This window comes from Stenotrophomonas sp. YJH_SMC_29, assembly GCF_059371235.1.
This window is the reverse complement of record NZ_JCAFUK010000018.1, coordinates 44,787-60,710: the sequence shown is the minus strand read 5'-3', so window position 1 is coordinate 60,710 and position 15,924 is coordinate 44,787. Positions and strand designations below refer to the sequence as shown.

Annotated in this window: 13 protein-coding genes; 3 read left to right on the top strand and 10 right to left on the bottom strand. The window is 68.3% G+C overall.

Annotated features, from left to right (window positions below):
- The first annotated feature begins 7 nt into the window (after nucleotides 1-7).
- Both AC5P9I_RS17420 and AC5P9I_RS17415 read left to right on the top strand, forming a co-directional pair.
- On the top strand, nucleotides 8-2,296 hold the full coding sequence (locus AC5P9I_RS17420) for an Orn/Lys/Arg family decarboxylase (RefSeq protein ID WP_049469343.1): 2,289 nt from the start codon (nucleotides 8-10) through the stop codon (nucleotides 2,294-2,296).
- A 28-nt stretch (nucleotides 2,297-2,324) separates the two neighbouring features.
- Nucleotides 2,325-3,227 carry a cation diffusion facilitator family transporter gene (locus tag AC5P9I_RS17415; RefSeq protein WP_049469340.1) on the top strand — a complete coding sequence of 301 codons (903 nt, stop codon included), beginning with the start codon at nucleotides 2,325-2,327 and terminating at the stop codon, nucleotides 3,225-3,227.
- Nucleotides 3,228-3,404: 177 nt separating this feature from the next.
- Here the strand turns inward: AC5P9I_RS17415 and AC5P9I_RS17410 are convergent, their stop codons facing one another.
- The 8 genes from AC5P9I_RS17410 to AC5P9I_RS17375 form a co-directional block, all read right to left on the bottom strand.
- On the bottom strand, nucleotides 3,405-4,118 hold the full coding sequence (locus AC5P9I_RS17410; protein WP_049469338.1) for an energy transducer TonB family protein: 714 nt from the start codon (nucleotides 4,116-4,118) through the stop codon (nucleotides 3,405-3,407).
- Nucleotides 4,111-4,857: a ChaN family lipoprotein gene (locus tag AC5P9I_RS17405; RefSeq protein ID WP_308304150.1), complete on the bottom strand. Its 747-nt coding sequence runs from the start codon at nucleotides 4,855-4,857 to the stop codon at nucleotides 4,111-4,113. Before AC5P9I_RS17405 ends, AC5P9I_RS17410 begins: the two co-directional genes overlap by 8 nt.
- Before the next feature lie 40 nt (nucleotides 4,858-4,897).
- A complete protein-coding gene (locus AC5P9I_RS17400) occupies nucleotides 4,898-7,369 on the bottom strand; it encodes a TonB-dependent receptor (protein ID WP_049469336.1) in 2,472 nt (823 codons plus the stop codon).
- 64 nt (nucleotides 7,370-7,433) lie between these two features.
- Nucleotides 7,434-8,360: a FecR family protein gene (locus AC5P9I_RS17395; protein ID WP_049469334.1), complete on the bottom strand. Its 927-nt coding sequence runs from the start codon at nucleotides 8,358-8,360 to the stop codon at nucleotides 7,434-7,436.
- Nucleotides 8,357-8,866: an RNA polymerase sigma factor gene (locus AC5P9I_RS17390; RefSeq protein WP_049469331.1), complete on the bottom strand. Its 510-nt coding sequence runs from the start codon at nucleotides 8,864-8,866 to the stop codon at nucleotides 8,357-8,359. Before AC5P9I_RS17390 ends, AC5P9I_RS17395 begins: the two co-directional genes overlap by 4 nt.
- 161 nt (nucleotides 8,867-9,027) lie before the next feature.
- The gene (locus AC5P9I_RS17385; RefSeq protein ID WP_049469329.1) at nucleotides 9,028-9,252 is read right to left on the bottom strand and encodes a hypothetical protein; all 225 of its coding nucleotides are present in this window, start codon (nucleotides 9,250-9,252) and stop codon (nucleotides 9,028-9,030) included.
- A complete protein-coding gene (locus AC5P9I_RS17380) occupies nucleotides 9,249-9,950 on the bottom strand; it encodes a glutamine amidotransferase (RefSeq protein ID WP_049469326.1) in 702 nt (233 codons plus the stop codon). Before AC5P9I_RS17380 ends, AC5P9I_RS17385 begins: the two co-directional genes overlap by 4 nt.
- Nucleotides 9,947-10,720 (bottom strand): YggS family pyridoxal phosphate-dependent enzyme, encoded by a 774-nt coding sequence (locus tag AC5P9I_RS17375; RefSeq protein ID WP_495223788.1) that lies wholly within the window; start codon nucleotides 10,718-10,720, stop codon nucleotides 9,947-9,949. The genes AC5P9I_RS17380 and AC5P9I_RS17375 overlap by 4 nt, the downstream gene beginning before the upstream one ends.
- Before the next feature lie 76 nt (nucleotides 10,721-10,796).
- On the opposite strand from AC5P9I_RS17375, the gene ptsJ reads away from it, so the two are divergent.
- Entirely contained in the window at nucleotides 10,797-12,083 is a 1,287-nt protein-coding gene (gene ptsJ, locus AC5P9I_RS17370; RefSeq protein ID WP_130767947.1) for a MocR-like B6 salvage transcription factor PtsJ, read from the top strand.
- A gap of 30 nt (nucleotides 12,084-12,113) precedes the next feature.
- Here ptsJ and AC5P9I_RS17365 read toward each other — a convergent pair whose 3' ends face one another.
- Complete coding sequence (locus tag AC5P9I_RS17365) at nucleotides 12,114-12,620, bottom strand: hypothetical protein (protein ID WP_049469321.1); 507 nt, start codon at nucleotides 12,618-12,620, stop codon at nucleotides 12,114-12,116.
- 191 nt (nucleotides 12,621-12,811) lie between these two features.
- Nucleotides 12,812-15,922, bottom strand: a complete 3,111-nt coding sequence (locus AC5P9I_RS17360) for an error-prone DNA polymerase (RefSeq protein WP_049469318.1) — start codon at nucleotides 15,920-15,922, stop codon at nucleotides 12,812-12,814.
- Between the last annotated feature and the right edge of the window lie 2 nt (nucleotides 15,923-15,924).

Below are 15,924 nucleotides of genomic sequence, written 5' to 3'. Positions count from 1 at the left end.
AATCAACGTGTACTTCAAGTCCCTGGACTACCCGGTCATTGTCATCGACAACGACTACGAGTCGCCGCGCATCGGTGGCATCCTGATCCGTGCGCTGGTGGAGGAGCTGCGCAGCAACGACCAGCGCGTGCTGTGCGGGCTGAACCTGGATGACGCCCGGGCCGGTGCCCGTACCTACGTGGCGGCCTCAGCGGTGCTGATCTCGATCGATGGCAGCGAAGAGGTGGATGGCGAGTTCCAGCGCCTGACCGCCTTCCTGCGCGAGCAGAGCGCGCGCCGTGCCAATCTGCCGGTGTTCCTGTACGGCGAGCGCCGCACCATCGAGAAGGTGCCGAGCAAGCTGCTCAAGTACATCCACGGTTTCATCTTCCTGTTCGAAGACACCAAGAGCTTCATCTCGCGGCAGGTGATGCGCGCGGCCGAAGACTACATGAAGAACCTGCTGCCGCCGTTCTTCAAGGCGCTGATCCACCATGCAGCCGAGTCGAACTACTCCTGGCACACGCCGGGCCACGCAGGTGGCGTGGCGTTCACCAAGTCACCGGTCGGCCGTGCATTCCATCAGTTCTACGGGGAAAACACCCTGCGCAGCGATCTGTCGATCTCGGTGCCCGAGCTCGGCTCGCTGCTGGATCACACCGGCCCGATCAAGGACGCCGAGGAAGAGGCGGCGCGCAACTTCGGCGCCGACCACACCTTCTTCGTCACCAACGGCACCTCCACCGCCAACAAGATCGTCTGGCATGGCACGGTGGCGCGCGGCGATGTGGTGTTCGTCGATCGCAACTGCCACAAGTCGCTGCTGCATGCGCTGATCATGACCGGCGCAGTACCGGTGTACTTCACCCCCAGCCGCAATGCGCACGGCATCATCGGGCCGATCAGCCTGGACCAGTTCACGCCGGAATCGCTGCAGCAGCGCATCGCCGCCAATCCGCTGGCCAGCAAGGCCTATCAGGCCGGCTCCAAGCCGCGCATCGCGGTGGTGACCAATTCGACCTACGACGGCCTGTGCTACAACGCCGAGAAGATCGCTGACGAGATCGGCAGCGCGGTCGATTTCCTGCACTTCGACGAAGCGTGGTACGCCTACGCTGCGTTCCATCCGTTCTACGAGAACCACTACGGCATGGCCAAGGGCAAGCCGCGTGAGCAGGATGCGATCATCTTCACCACGCATTCGACCCACAAGCTGCTGGCGGCGTTCTCGCAGGCGTCGATGATCCACGTGCGCAATTCCGCCCAGCGCAACCTGGATGCCGAACGCTTCAACGAGTCGTTCATGATGCACACCTCGACCAGCCCGCACTACGGGGTGATCGCCGCCTGTGACGTGGCATCGAAGATGATGGAAGGCGATGCCGGCCGTTCGCTGGTGCAGGAGATGCATGACGAGGCGATCGCCTTCCGCCGCGCGATGCTGCACGTCCGCGACGACCTGGGCCGCGACGACTGGTGGTTCAGCGTGTGGCAGCCGACCCAGGTCGAGCGCAGCCTGGACAAGGGCGACACGCCGGCGCCGCTGGTGGCCAAGCGCGAGGAGTGGTACCTGCAGCCGGACGCGCACTGGCACGGTTTCGAGAACCTGGTCGACGACTATGTGCTGATCGATCCGATCAAGGTGACCCTGCTGACCCCGGGCCTGGGAATGGACGGCAGCATGGGCAAGCTGGGTATTCCGGCGGCGGTGCTGAGCAAGTTCCTGTGGGGCCGCGGCATCACCGTGGAAAAGACCAACCTGTACTCGGTGCTGTTCCTGTTCTCGATGGGCATCACCAAGGGCAAGTGGAGCACCCTGGTGACGGAGCTGATGGCATTCAAGGAACTCTATGACCGCAATGCACCGCTGAGCCAGGCGCTGCCGACGCTGGCGGCTGATTATCCGGTTGCCTACGCCGGCTGGGGCCTGCGCGATCTGTGTGACGCGCTCCATGCGTTCAACCAGGAATTCGCCGTGGCCAAGGTCATGCGTGAGATGTACGTGGACCTGCCGACCCCGGTGATGACCCCGGCCGATGCCTACAACCACCTGGTGAAGGGCGAGATCGAGCGGGTCGACATCGAGCAGCTCAGTGGCCGCATCGCGGCGACGATGCTGGTGCCGTACCCGCCGGGCATTCCGACCATCATGCCGGGCGAGCGCTTCGGCGACAGCGACGAGCCGATCATCCAGTCGCTGCGCATCGCCCGTGAGCAGAACGCGCGCTTCCCGGGCTTCGAGTCGGACGTTCACGGGCTCATCATCGAGCATGACGGCGATGTGGCCTCGTACAGGGTGGAGGTGCTGAAGGCCTGACCCGCGACGGTCGGCCCTTCGGAGAGCGATGGATACCGCGCGCGAGCAACGCATCCTGAAGTTCTCGATCGGGGTCACCATCGCGGTGAGCGCGATCGGCTTCAGTGGTGGCCTGCTGGTGGGCTCGCAGGCCATCCTGTTCGATGGCGTCTACAGCCTGGTCGATGTTGCCCTGACCCTGGTGTCGCTGTCGGTACTGCGGCTGGTGGCGCGGGAACAGAGCCCGCGCTTCCAGTACGGCTACTGGCACCTGGAGCCGATGGTCGAGGCACTGGGCGGTGTGATCCTGTCGCTGGCCTGCGTGTATGCGCTGGCCAACGCGGTGATCGGCTTGACCACGGGCGGGCACGAAGTGAAGTTCGGGCCTGCGCTGTGGTGGGCGGCACTGTTGAGTGCCAGCAACCTGGCGATGGCGGCATTCGTCGCGCAGCGCGCGCGTCGGCTGCGCTCGGCGCTGTTGTGGCTGGATGTGCGCGGCTGGATGCTGGGCGGCCTGATGAGCCTGGCGGTCGTGCTGGCCTTCGTGCTTGCGCTGGCCTTGCATGGGGGCGACTGGCACCACTGGGTGCCGTACCTGGACTCGATGGTACTGGCGTTGATCAGCCTGGCGGTGCTGCCGGTCCCGGCGCGCAGCGCGTGGAAGGCCATGCGCGAGGTACTGCAGGTGGCGCCGGATGACCTGGACCGGCGCGTGCAGCAGGTGATGCAGGCGTTCGTCGCCGAGCGGGGCTATGCCGGCTTCACCAGCCATGTGGCGAAGATGGGGCGGATGCGCTTTGTCGAGATCCACGTATTGGCGGACCCGGCGACACCATTGGGCGCGGTGGGCGAGGTCGATGCGATGCGCGATGAGATCGCGTTGCGGCTGGACGCACGTGGCGGTACGTTCTGGCTGACCATCGATTTCACCGCAGACCCGGCGTGGACCTGAACCTGCTTCTGCGGGGCCGGGTCCCTGCGTGGCTGCTTTTCGTGTGCAGCAGCCGAGCACGGGCTCGGCTCTAGGCCCTGCCGGGATCGGTGCGCGCGGCGGGCCGCTGTGATGTGGCGCATCTACGTGACGCCAACCGCGGTTGAGGTCGCAGACGGCCGCGCCGTTCCGCGACGCCTAGCGCAGGTAGTACTCCACCGGCACCACCCGTTCCTGCGGTGCCTTCAGTTCATCGGGAATGGGCGGCAGCGGCTGGGCGCGGCGGAACGTCTGCAGCGCGGCCGCGTCGAGCTCCGGCTGGCCACTGGACTGCTCCAGCCGCAATGACAGCAGGCGGCCGGTGCGGCCGATGCTGGCCCTGACCCAGGCCGTTCCCTGCTGGCGGCGCGCGCGTGCGGCGGCAGGGTAGTAGCGGTAACGCTCCAGCCGCGCCATCAGGCGGGCGTCCCACTGGTCGCTGGCGGCGCCGGCCTGGGTGTCCGCCGGTGGTGCGTCCGGGGTGGGCGGCGCGGCCGTGATCGATGCCGGTGCCGGAGGTGTGTCGGTCACGGCCGCCGCCGGGGCGGGGGGCAGGGCGTGCTGGCCGGAACCGCGGCGTTCGCTGGCGGCCGACTCGCCGTCGTGCGTGGTGGTGGGCTTCGGTGGCGGGGGCGACCTGGTTGGCCGCGACGCGCGCGCCTGCTGCGCCTGGCTGGGTGTGTCGGCCTGGCGCTCTTCCACCGGCTGGGGCGGCGTAGCCGGTGCCAGCAGGCGCAGGCTGATGCGCACGTCCTGCTCAGCTGGCGGCGGCAGCGGCGGCGTTGCCACCCAGTGCATCAACAGCAGCAAGGGCAACAGGTGCAGGCCGATGCTGATGGCAATCGCCTGCCAGTGTTGGCGCCGTTCACTCATCGCCCAGCACCCACAGCAGGTCGGCGTCGGCCGCATCGACGGTTTCACCGGGTGAAGCAAGCGCGATCACCAGTGCCGGTGCGTCCGGTGGCAGGTAGCCCGGCACGCCGGTACCGCGCAGTACATGCCAGCGGCCGGCCACCAGCAGCGCGGGTGCAGGGGCTGCGGCCAGTACCTGTGCCATGCGGATGTCGCGGGCCTGTTGCACGGCCAGCATTCCTTCCAGCATCGGCGCTGCGCCTGCGTGCTGGGCCAGCACCACGACCGACAGGCGTTGCCGGGCGGTGGGCATCGGGAACCGCACCGAGGCGTTGGAGGCGAGCCACGCATTGACCTCGGCACGCGACAGGTTGCCGCCGAACAGGGGGATGCCGGCCGCGGTGGCGTCCTGTACCAGCCCGCCATAGGCAGCCCACGGCCAGCGTGCATCCCAGTCCAGAAGTTCCTGCAGGCGCGTGCCGTCGGCACGATTGCCCTTGGCCAGCCAGCGTTGCACGCGGTCCAGGCGCGGCTGGCGCTCGCTGGCGATCATCTCCAGCACCAGCGCGCCGTGTGGACGCTGCTGTTGCAGCGCCTGCAGCAGCCAGCGCTGGGCAGCGTGGTCAGTGGCCTGGTCGTGGCGTTCGCCCAGCAGCAGTCGCGGTGCATTCGCTGCGCGCTTCACGAACGCGGCTTCGTCCAGGCGCTGGCCACTGGCCAGATCGATCACCGTGCCGGGCAGTGGCTGCGCGCGCACCAGTGCGGCAAGCGCGAGCAGGCACAGCGGCAGCCAGCGGCGGCTAGAACGCCACGTTGAGGCCCATCGAGACGGTGCGGCCGCGACCGTTGCCGCGGTCCAGGATCGGGCTGAAGATGCTGTCGATCGAGGCATTGTTGTCATAGGACTTGTTCTGCAGGTTTTCGATGTTCAGCCACAGCGTGGTGTTGGGCTGGGGCTTGAAGCTGGCGTAGAAGTCGAGCAGCACGCCGGTGCCGCCGGTCTTGCGGGTCTGGAAGAAGTCATGGCCTTCCTCGGTGGGCCCGGAGTATTCGGCGCGCAGGCCGGCCTGCACGCGCTGCTGCCACCAGCGGCCGCCCACGTCCAGCGTCCAGTAGCGGTCGGGCAGGGCGGTGATGTCTTCCAGGTTGACGAATTCGATGGCGGGCGCGCGGGTGTGCGAACGGGTCCAGCTCAGCGTGGCGTGGTAGTGCGCGCTGGCGTAGTGCGCTTCCAGCTCGATACCGCGCATGCGCACCACGCCCGGGTGGTTCATCCAGCGCGTGGTGGTGCTGAAGTCGTCCACGTCCAGCGCATCGGTCCAGGCAGCGAGCTGCGGATCGCTGTCGATCGGCACCACGAATGGCTCCACCTCCGGCGGGTGCACGATCAGCAGGTACTGCGGCTTGATGTAGTCACGGATGCGGTTGTCGAAGCGGGTGACGCGCAGCTGCGCCAGGTCACCGTCGGTCAGCAGCGAGGAGGCGCTGAGGTTGGCGCCGAACTGCAGGTTGCGCGAGCGCTCACGGCGCAGGAACGGGTTGGCGCCGACGCCGTCGGCATCGCTCATGCCTTCCAGAGGGATCTTCTCGAAGAACATCTCCTGCACCCGCGGCGGGCGGGAAGTCCGCGAGACTTCAGCGAACAGTTGCAGCCAGTCGGTGGCCTGCCACGCTGCCGCCAGGCTGGGGCTGAGTGCGCGCTGGGTGCGGCGCACATCGATGCCGCCGCCGTTGATCTCGGCGCACTGGCCGGGCACATCCGAGCACACAGGAACATGACCACGGATGCCATACCGATCCTGGCGCAGGCCTGTGGTCAGCGCGTAGACGTCGTACTGCAGTTCCAGCGTGCTGAACACACTGTCCAGCTGGCTGCGGCCCTCGGGGTTGGCCCCGCGCAGGGTGGGGGTGTCGGCCACATAGATATCCGACTGGTGCTTGATGCCGGTGTTCCAGCGCGCCTGCAGTGCGCCGACATCGAAGCGGCTGGTGTTGTCCAGGGTCCAGCTGCTCAGGCTGCTGTGGGTGCGGCGACCGATGTAGCTGGAATCCTCCACGGGCGGATAGAACAGCCGGGTCTTGTTGCCGGCGAAGGTCGCGCGCAGGTCGATCCACGGCGAATAGGGCGTGTAGTGGTAGCGGGCGCGCTGGTTGCGTGCGGAAATCTGCCACGGGTAGTTGTGGTAGAAGTCGTTTTCGTAACGCATGTGGCTCAGGTCGAGCCGGTGCTGGTCGCTCGGCTGCAGGCGGGCCTTGAGCAGCCAGCTGCCGGGCTGCTGGGTGCCAGGGTCGGCGGTGTTCTTCTGCCCGCGCGCGGTGGCGTATTCGCTGCTGCGGCTGCTGCTGGCAGCGGCCAGCAGGCCGAACTGGCGGTCGCCGCCATCCTCGCTGTGGCGCCAGGCACCGGCAAAGGTACGGCCATTGCCGTAGCCGTTGTTGCCATGGCGGTAGCCCGCGCGCAGGCCCCAGTCACGACCTTCGCCCAGCAGATCGTCGATGTCGAGCGTGCGGAAATTGGCACTGCCGGCCAGCGTGCCGGCGCCATCACCACCGGCGACTGCGCCGCGCTGCACGTCCACGCCGGCCAGCAGGAACGGATCGACATAGGCGAACGGCCCGCCCGAGCCGTGGCCCGCATTGTTGCGGAAGGTCTGGGTGACGCCATCGATCATGGTGTTGACCCGCCCCGCACCGGTCATGCCGCGGATGTTGAGCTGCAGGCCGGGCTGGCTGCGCGAGTGGAAGCTGTGGCTGCCGGGCATCGAGCGCAGCAGGCTGTTGCCGTCCTGGCGGTCGGCCATCGCCACGCGCTCGCTGCCGACCGTTGGCGCAAAGCCATCGCGGGTGGCCGGCACATACTGGCTGGCCCCTGCACCGGGAGAATGACCCCGCGCGGCATCACCCTGGACGCGGAGCGGGCCGGTTCGACGGCCGCCATCGGCGGGGGGGGCCGGCGCCGGTTCCAGGGTGGCGCGGCGTGCGTCGATGAAGCGCGGGCGCAGGCCGCTGCCGACCAGCAGGCGCGACAGGGCCTGCGCATCGTCGAACCGTCCACGCAGCGCCGGCGCCGTCTGGCCACTCGGCAACGCCGCGCCGATCACCAGATCGACACCGGTCAGCCGGCTGTAGGCATCCAGCGCACTGGCCAGCGGTTGTGCCGGAAGATCGAAGTGACGCGTGGCGGCCTGCGCGCAGGCGCTGGCAGGCAATAACGGAAGCGGACTGGCGCAGGCCAGTGACAGGGCCAGGACAAGGGGGCGGTGAAACAGCATCGAGGGCTCCAGGGGCTGACGCAGTGCGTCGTCATCCTGGGGAGACGCAGTGGCGGGGCCGATGTCAGGGTGCATCGCGATGTCCCTTGCGTGGCGGCAGCCATACCTGCACGCCCGCGCCCAGGCGGAGCACGCGCACCTTCAGCTGCGTGGCCAGCTGGTCGCGGCTGCGCGCTGCACCGTCGGCGCTGCCGAGCAGGGTGACCGGCTGCTGGCGCAGGTGCGCGCCGAGGATCCAGGTGTGGCCGCCATGCCAGCGATCCAGGTCCTCGGTGACCTCGGCCAAGGGCGTGGAGACCCAGTGCAGGCGGCGTTCGCGCCAGTCCAGGGCACTGGAGCGGGCCGCCAGGGTCCGGATGGGAGCCCGGCCATCGAAGCGAAGCTGTTGCCCTTCGGTGGCCTGCTCGCTGTGGATGCCGCTGTCCACGCGGACGCGATGCTCGGTGACGGTGACCACGCTGTCATTGTCGTGCACGGCAAGGTCGAAGGCCGTGCCGAGCGCGGTGACCGTGCCGTGCGTCGTGTGCACCTGGAACGGGTGCTGCGCATCGGCGGCCACCTTGAACCACGCCTGGCCGTGCTGCAGCTGCAGCTGGCGCCGCTGTGCATCGATGCGCACACGCACTTCACTGCCGGGCGAGAGCAGCACGTGTGAACCATCGGGCAGCACTTCTTCGCGGACCTCGCCCGCGGCCGTGCGCATCACCTGCGCGGCCGGCGGTGCGGCCTGGCGGGTATACAGGCCCAGTGCACAGAGCAGCAGCACCGCGGTGCCGGCCTCGCGCAGGCGCCGGCGCTGCCGCCTGTGCTGGTGCCGCTGCAGGCTGGGCGTCGCATCACCGGCCTGCCAGAGCGCCTGCAGGTGCTGGTACTGCGCGGCGTGGCGCACGTCGGCGTGGTACCACTGATTGAACGCACGCTCGTCGCGGCCGCCTTCATGCCCGTCCAGCCACCAACGCGCGGCCTCGCGCGCGATCGCCTCCTGGCTCATGCGCCGGGGACCTGCTGCAGTGCGACCAGCGCACGCAGCAGATGGCCATGCGCGGTCTGCCGGCTGATACCCAGCTGGCGGCCGATCTCGGCCAGTGCCATCTGCTCCACCCGCGCCAGCAGGAACACCTGGCGTGAACGAGGGGGAAGGGCGGCAATGACTGCGTCGAGGTGACGCAGCTGTTCGGTATTGAGCAGGCGCTGTACCGGCAATGGTGCAGGGTCGGCGATCGCGTGCAGTTGCGCCTCATCCATCGCCTCTTCGCGCCGGCGCTTGCGCTGGCGGTAATGATCGGCGATCAGATTGTGGGCGACGCGGTACAGGTAGGCGCGGCCGTTGGCCAGCAGGCCACTGGCGGCGACGTTGACAACGCGCAGCCAGGTTTCCTGCACGACGTCATCGGCGTCGCAGCGTTGCGGGAGTTTACGGCGGACATGGGCGTGCAGCGGCCGGTAATGGGCCGCGCACAGCTGCGCGACATCCGTCGGTTCGACAGGCGTGGACACGGGGCGGGCGACAACTGGGAAAGGGAACAGCCCGCGGCGGCAAGGGCTGCGGCTGCACCTTACAGCAAAAGAGAATCATTTGCATCAAGCGGTGGTATTTCGCCCGCATCCGCCTCCCGTGCAGAGAGGTGCCGGCCAGCGGTCGGTGCCCCATCGGATCGTCAGAGGTCGCGGTACTGGACCTGCGCGGCCAGCACGCGCAGGCCGTCGGCATTGCTGGACAGGATGCGTTCTTCGCCGACACCTTTCTGCCGTTTCAGCTGGAAGCCCTGGCCGGCGGGCAGCTGCGCGGCGATGGCGTCCATGCGTTGCAGGGCATCGGGGCCGGCGCAGTCGAAGTGGCCCCAGTAGGCGCCATCGCGGTGGATCTGCAATCGGTAGTTCATCGCGGTTGCTCCGGCAGGTCCTGCAGCCAATGGTCGAACATCGCGGTGGCGGCCGCCGCCAGTGGCGCACCATAGCGACGCGACTGCGCACGCAGGTCGTTGGGACTGATGCCGGCTTGGGCCAGTTCCAGGGTGTGGCCGATCAGCCAGCGTTCGAACTGGCGTGCGTCCAGCTCGGGATGGCATTGCAGTGCCAGCGCATGGTTGCCGATGGCGAACGCCTGGTGGCGGCAGGCCGGCGTGCTGGCCAGGCGACGTGCACCGGCCGGGAGTTCGAACGCCTCGCCATGCCAATGCAGCACCGGGATACCCTGCAGGGCCTGCAGCGGCGAGCGCTGGCCGTCATCGGTGAGCAGCAGCGGCGCAAAGCCGATCTCCTTGCCGCCCGTGGCGGTGACGTCGGCACCGAGCGCACGTGCCATCAGCTGCGCGCCGAGGCAGATGCCCAGCGTGGGTCGCTGCTGCTGCAGCCGGCGTTGCAACAGCGCGATGCTGTCGTTGAGAAAGGGATAGAGATCAACGTCGTTGACGCTGATCGGTCCCCCCAGCACCACCAGCAGGTCGGCGGCCTCGGCCGCGTCGAGCGTGTCGATACCGGCCTGCAGCACCTGCAGCTGCCAGCCCTGCGCCAGAAGCAGAGGCTGCAAGGTACCGAGGTCTTCAAAGGCAACGTGTTGCAGGACGACCGCATGCTTCATGCCGGGGCTCCATTGCTGGGCCAATAGAAACTGTCCGGGGTGGCGCGCGCGCCAAAGATGGCCTGGCCGACACGGACCACGGTGCCACCTTCCTCGATGGCGACTTCGAAGTCGCCGGACATGCCCATCGACAGCTGAGACAGGTCGATGCCGGCAGGCGCAGTGCCCTGCAGCTGGTCGCGCAGCTGGCGCAGGCGCACGAAGCAGGCACGCACGCGCTCGACCTCCGGGGTGAAGATGGCCAGCGTCATCAGGCCGCGTACGCGCAGGCGATCGAACGCGGGCAGTTGGTGCACGAAGGCCTCGACCGCGTCGGGCTCCAGTCCGTACTTGCTGGATTCAGCCGAGGTGTTGACCTGCACGAATACATCCAGCGTACGGTCTTCCAGCTGCAGGCGCTGCTGCAGGGCCTCGGCCACGCGCAGGCTGTCGAGCGCCTGGAACTCGCTGGCGAAGCGCGCCACGTAGCGCGCCTTGTTGGTCTGCAGGTGGCCGATCACCGACCAGTGCACGTCCAGGTCGGCCATCGCCTCGGCCTTGCGCTGTGCTTCCTGCACCTTGTTCTCGCCCAGCATGTGGCAACCGGCGGCCACCGCCATGCGGATGCGTGCCTCATCGACGGTCTTGCTGACCGGTAGCAGGCGCACGCTGGCCGGGTCGCGGCCAGCGCGGGCGCAGGCGCTGGCAATGCGCTGGCGCACCGTGACCAGGTTGGCGGCGATCTGTTCAACGGACTGGGCGACGGGCCAGTCGGCAGCGGCAAGGGGCATGCGGGCACCTCCAATGCAGGATGGCCAGGGTCGGATACACTGGCACAGGACAAGAGATAGTTTGGCATAGGACAAAATGAAAATCACCGGGCATAGCGCCGAGTCGATCTTCGACAGCATCCGCGATGGCATCGGCAAGGGCGGCCTGCCGGCCGGCAGTGTGCTGCCGCCGGTGCGCGAGCTGGCCGAACAGTTGGGGGTGAACCGCAACACCGTGGCTGCTGCGTACAAGCGATTGGATGCGGCGGGCCTGGCCAGCACGGCGGGCCGCCGTGGCACCGTGGTGCGCGGACTGCCGCCGGCGATGCCGCGCGAAGGCAGCACGCCGGGGCTGGCGCTGCAGGACCTGGCCGGTGGCAATCCGGATCCGCGCCTGCTGCCGAACCTGCGGCTGGCGTCGACGGCGCCACGGCTGTACGGCGTGGGCACGGTCGACCCGAGGTTGCAGGCGTTGGCACGCGCCTCGCTGGATGCAGACTGCCCCGAGGGGTATGCGCTGGAGCTGACCCATGGCGCGGTCGATGGCATTGAACGCCTGCTGGCGGCGTGGCTGCTGCCGGGGGATCGCATCGCGGTGGAGGATCCATGCTTCCTCGGCAGCCTCAACGTGCTCAACGCTTCGGGCCACGCGCCGTTGCCGGTGGCGGTGGATGCCCATGGCATGCAGGTCGAATCGCTGCGGCAGGCATTGCAGGCCGGCGCACGTGCGGTGCTGCTGACGCCGCGTGCGCAGAACCCGACCGGGGCGTGCCTGGATGCGAAGCGGGCACGGGCATTGCGCCAGTTGCTGGCGGCCTACCCGAAGGTGGCGGTGCTGATCGACGATCATTACGCGCTGCTCTCGCAGCAGGCCTACCACTCGGTGTTGCCGCCGGACGGCCGGCGCTGGGCGCTGCTGCGTTCGCTGTCCAAGCCGCTCGGCCCCGACCTGCGGCTGGCCTGGCTGGCCTGTGATGAAGAGACCGCGACGCGGTTGCGGTTGCGGTTGGCGCCAGGCACCGGCTGGGTCAGTCATCTGTTGCAGGATGCGGCCATCACGGTGCTGGCCTCGGCGGCGCAGCGGGCGAAGATCGCCGCAGCCGGAGCGCGTTACCAGCAGCGCCTGCAGTCACTGCAGGAACTGCTGCGCGCGCGGGGCATGCCGACGCCGCTGCCGATGGAGGGATTGAACCTGTGGCTGCCATTGCCGGCCGACAGCCATCCGCAGGTACTGGCGCTGGCCGCGCGCGGATGGCATGTGCGCCCGGGTGAAGTGTTCGCGGTGGCTGCGCCGGGGCATGGCCTGCGCATCACCTGCGCGGCGCTGGGCGCGGCGCAGCTGCGGCAGCTGGCCGATGATCTGGCGGCGGTGTGCGGTGTGTAGCGTCGAGCATGGCTCGACGCCAGAAGCAGATCAGGGTGCGGCGTTGGCGTTGGGGCGCACGTAGTAGGACTGGCCGCTGTCATCGATGAACATCAGCTCCGGCGTGCCCTGCCAGGAGGTGAGCATGGCGCCGGTGTTGTTCTGGTGCTTGACCATCAGGCTGGCACCCCGGTCCGGGTTGGCCACCACCTTGAATACCTCGGTGGTGCCGTTGGCATCGTCCAGGGTCAGCACGGCTTCGCCGCCGCGATCGCTGGTGCCATAGCCGCCGCGCTCGGAGCCGTCCGGGCCGAGCAGGATCAGGCCAGACAGGGCCGTGGCGCGCGGCCCCTGGGTCCGGCCGTGGCTGACCGGGTCGGGCACCGGCGCGCCGAGGATCACCCGGGGTTGGCCCGTGCCGTCGTGGATGATCAGCCCGCGTGCTTCGAGGATGCGCTGTGGCGATTGGCTGCGATGCAGGTTCCAGGCGGTCCAGCCGGAAACAAGCAGGGCGAGGGTGGAGACCACCAGTGTGGTCAGCAGCAGCGCACGGGGCATCGGGTGGTCCTTCCTTGGATGTGCCGACGATAGCGGATGCAAAAGGCGATGGGTAGAGTCGACTGTCAGTCGACTGCTGTTCGATCAGATCACGGAGATTCCCGCGCTGGCGCGCGCAAGTCGACTGACAGTCGACTCTACCTCTACCTGCTCGACATCACCCAGTGGCCGTTACGCGGTGATTCCCGGCGTCAATGGAAGTCGCGGCTGTGGCTGCGCAGCCCCTGCAGCAGTTCATCCAGGCAATGCATGCGCTGCACGATGACATGCTGCACGCCATCGACGCGTTCCAGGCGGCCGTCGATCTGCATCAGCTGGGTATCGACCAGTACCCGGTGCTGGCGATCGGCCAGGTGCCGCCAGACCACGGCATTGACCATGCCGGTCTCGTCTTCAAGGGTGAGGAAGGTAACGCCACTGGCGGTCTGCGGGCGCTGGCGCATGCGGACCAGGCCGGCGATGCGCACGCGGCGGCCATGGCCGTGGCCCGCCAGCTGCGCGGCATCCAGGCAGCCGCGGCTGCGCAGCTGCGCGCGCAGGAACGAGATCGGATGGCGGCCGAGGGTGGTGCCGGTGCTGCGGTAATCGGCCTGCATGTCGTCCCAGGCGCTGGGCAGCGGCAGCGGCACGCGCGCTTCAGCAGTGGCGCGGGCCTGGTCGAACAGCGGCAGGCGGTTTTCCACGCCGGAGATGTCCCACCGCGCACGATGGCGATGGCCACTGAGCCCACGCAGCGCACCGGCATCGGCCAGCAGGCCCTGCTGGCGGCGATCCAGTGCGGTGCGCTGGCACAGGTCGCCGACATCCTCGAACGGGCGCCGCGCACGTTCGCGCATGATGGCCTGTACAGCCGCTTCATTGCAGCCGTCGACCAGGCGCAGGCCGAGCCGGATCGCGGCCGTGCCCCTGCTGAAATCCAGCGTGCAGTCCCAGTCGCTGTAGCGCACGTCCACCGGCAGCACGCTGATGCCATGCCGGCGCGCATCCTGCAGCAGCTGGTCGGGACTGTAGAAACCCAGTGGCTGGCTGTTGATCAGGCTGGCGGTGAACGCGGCCGGGTGGTGGCATTTCAGCCAGCAGCTGTTATAGGTCAGCAGGGCGAAGCTGGCGGCGTGGCTTTCCGGGAAGCCGTAATCGCCGAAGCCCTTGATCTGCTCGAACAGGTGCTCACCGTATTCCAGGCTGAAGCCGTTCTCCAACATGCCGGCCAGCAGCTTCTCGCGATGCGGTTCCAGCCCGCCACGGCGTTTCCAGGCCGCCATCGAGCGGCGCAGGGCATCGGCCTGGCCAGGCGTATAACCGGCTGCTTCGACCGCCAGCTGCATCACCTGTTCCTGGAACAATGGCACACCCAGCGTGCGTGCGAACACGCGTTCCAGCTGCGGCGGGTAGAGCGGGTTGTCCGGGTCGTTCAATGCGTCCGGTCCCTGTTCGCGCAGGATCCGCCGCCGCTCCAGGTAAGGATGGACCATGTCACCCTGGATCGGGCCGGGGCGCACGATCGCGACTTCGATCACCAGGTCATAGAACGTGCGCGGCTGCATGCGCGGCAGCATCGCCATCTGCGCGCGCGATTCGATCTGGAACACGCCGATGGTGTCGGCGGCGCAGATCATGTCGAAGGTCTTCGCATCCTTGGGCGGGATCGCATCCATGCGTCCTTCATGCAGGCCATGCTGTTTCAGCATCGCCAGGCACTTGCGGATGGCGGTGAGCATGCCAAGGGCCAGGCAGTCGACCTTCATCAGGCCGGTGGCATCCAGGTCATCCTTGTCCCACTGGATGACGGTGCGGTCGGCCATCGCCGCGTTTTCCACCGGCACCAGGGTCGACAGCGGATGCTCGGAGATCACGAAACCGCCCGGGTGCTGCGACAGGTGGCGTGGAAAATCGATCAGCTCGGCGGTCAACGCCAGCAGGCGCCGCATCAACGGCGTGTCCGGATCGAAGCCGCGCTCGCGCAGGGTTTCCGGCAGCGGGATGTTGCCGCCCCAGTGGTCCATCGCCGCGCCCAGTTCGTTGACCTGGTCCATCGGCAGGCCAAGTGCACGGGCGACATCGCGGATCGCGCTGCGGCCACGGTAGCTGATGGCCACCGCGGTCAGTGCGGCGCGCTCGCGGCCATAGCGCTTGAACACGTACTGCAGCACTTCCTCGCGCCGCTCGTGCTCGAAATCGATGTCGATATCCGGTGGCTCGTCGCGCTCGGCGGAGATGAAGCGCTCGAACAGCAGGTTGCTGCGCGCCGGGTCGATCTCGGTCACGCCCAGCACGAAGCACACCGCCGAGTTGGCCGCCGAGCCGCGGCCCTGGCAGAGGATGTCCTGGCTGCGCGCGAAGCGCACGATGTCCTGCACGGTGAGGAAGTAGGAGGCGTAGTTCTTCTGCTTGATCAACGCCAGTTCGTGTTCGATCTGCTCGCGTTGTTTCGGTTTGATGCCGTCTTTCCAGCGCCACCCGATGCCACGCTCGACCAGCACGCGCAGCCAGCTGTCCGGATCGTGGCCCTCGGGCACCAGCTCGCGCGGGTAGGTGTACTGCAGCTGTTCCAGGGTGAAGTGGCAGCGCGCGGCGATGCGCAGGGTCTCGGCCAGCAGTTCGGGCGGATACAGCTGGGCCAGCGCGGTGCGCGGGCGCAGGTGGCGCTCGCCGTTGGGGAACAGGCGCCAGCCAGCCTCGGCCACGCTGCAGCGGTGGCGGATCGCGGTCAGCGTGTCCTGCAGGGCGCGGCGGCGGCGCACGTGCATGTGCACGTCGCCACTGGCGACCAGCGGCAGGTGGTGGCGTTCGCCGAAGGCCTGCAGCTGCTGCAGGCGGCGTGCGTCGTCGTGTTCGTGGTGCAGCTCCACCGCCAACCACAGCCGATCATTGAAGCCGGCGCGCAGCAGTTCCAGGTCGGTGGCGGCGGGTTGCCGGTCCAGCCACAGGCACAATAGGCCGTCGGGCAGGCCGAGCAGGTCCTCGCGCAGGCAGCGGTACTCGCCCTTGGCCGCGCGCCGCCGGCAGGTGGTGATCAACTGGCAGAGCCCGGCATAGGCGGCCTGGTCGGTGCACAGCAGGGCCAGCTTCGGCCCGTCCTCGACCTGGAATTCGGCACCGACGATCAGCGCCACGCCATGTGTCTTCGCTGCCTGCCAGGCGCGCACGATGCCGGCCAGCGAGCATTCGTCGGTGATCGCCAGCGCGCGATAGCCCTGGCCGGCGGCGCGCGCGAACAGTTCTTCGGCGATCGAAGCACCGCGCTGGAAACTGAAGGCCGACAGGCAGTGCAGTTCGGCGTAGCCGGGCAGTTCGCTGTGCATGG

Excerpts from the sequence above, each read along its gene's own strand:
- AC5P9I_RS17415 (WP_049469340.1), top strand. The coding sequence starts at position 2,325 with ATGGATACCGCGCGCGAGCAACGCATCCTGAAGTTCTCGATCGGGGTC.
- AC5P9I_RS17410 (WP_049469338.1), bottom strand. The coding sequence starts at position 4,118 with ATGAGTGAACGGCGCCAACACTGGCAGGCGATTGCCATCAGCATCGGC.
- AC5P9I_RS17400 (WP_049469336.1), bottom strand. The coding sequence starts at position 7,369 with ATGCTGTTTCACCGCCCCCTTGTCCTGGCCCTGTCACTGGCCTGCGCC.
- AC5P9I_RS17395 (WP_049469334.1), bottom strand. The coding sequence starts at position 8,360 with ATGAGCCAGGAGGCGATCGCGCGCGAGGCCGCGCGTTGGTGGCTGGAC.
- AC5P9I_RS17385 (WP_049469329.1), bottom strand. The coding sequence starts at position 9,252 with ATGAACTACCGATTGCAGATCCACCGCGATGGCGCCTACTGGGGCCAC.
- AC5P9I_RS17380 (WP_049469326.1), bottom strand. The coding sequence starts at position 9,950 with ATGAAGCATGCGGTCGTCCTGCAACACGTTGCCTTTGAAGACCTCGGT.
- AC5P9I_RS17375 (WP_495223788.1), bottom strand. The coding sequence starts at position 10,720 with ATGCCCCTTGCCGCTGCCGACTGGCCCGTCGCCCAGTCCGTTGAACAG.
- ptsJ (WP_130767947.1), top strand. The coding sequence starts at position 10,797 with ATGAAAATCACCGGGCATAGCGCCGAGTCGATCTTCGACAGCATCCGC.
- AC5P9I_RS17365 (WP_049469321.1), bottom strand. The coding sequence starts at position 12,620 with ATGCCCCGTGCGCTGCTGCTGACCACACTGGTGGTCTCCACCCTCGCC.
- AC5P9I_RS17360 (WP_049469318.1), bottom strand. The coding sequence starts at position 15,922 with ATGCACAGCGAACTGCCCGGCTACGCCGAACTGCACTGCCTGTCGGCC.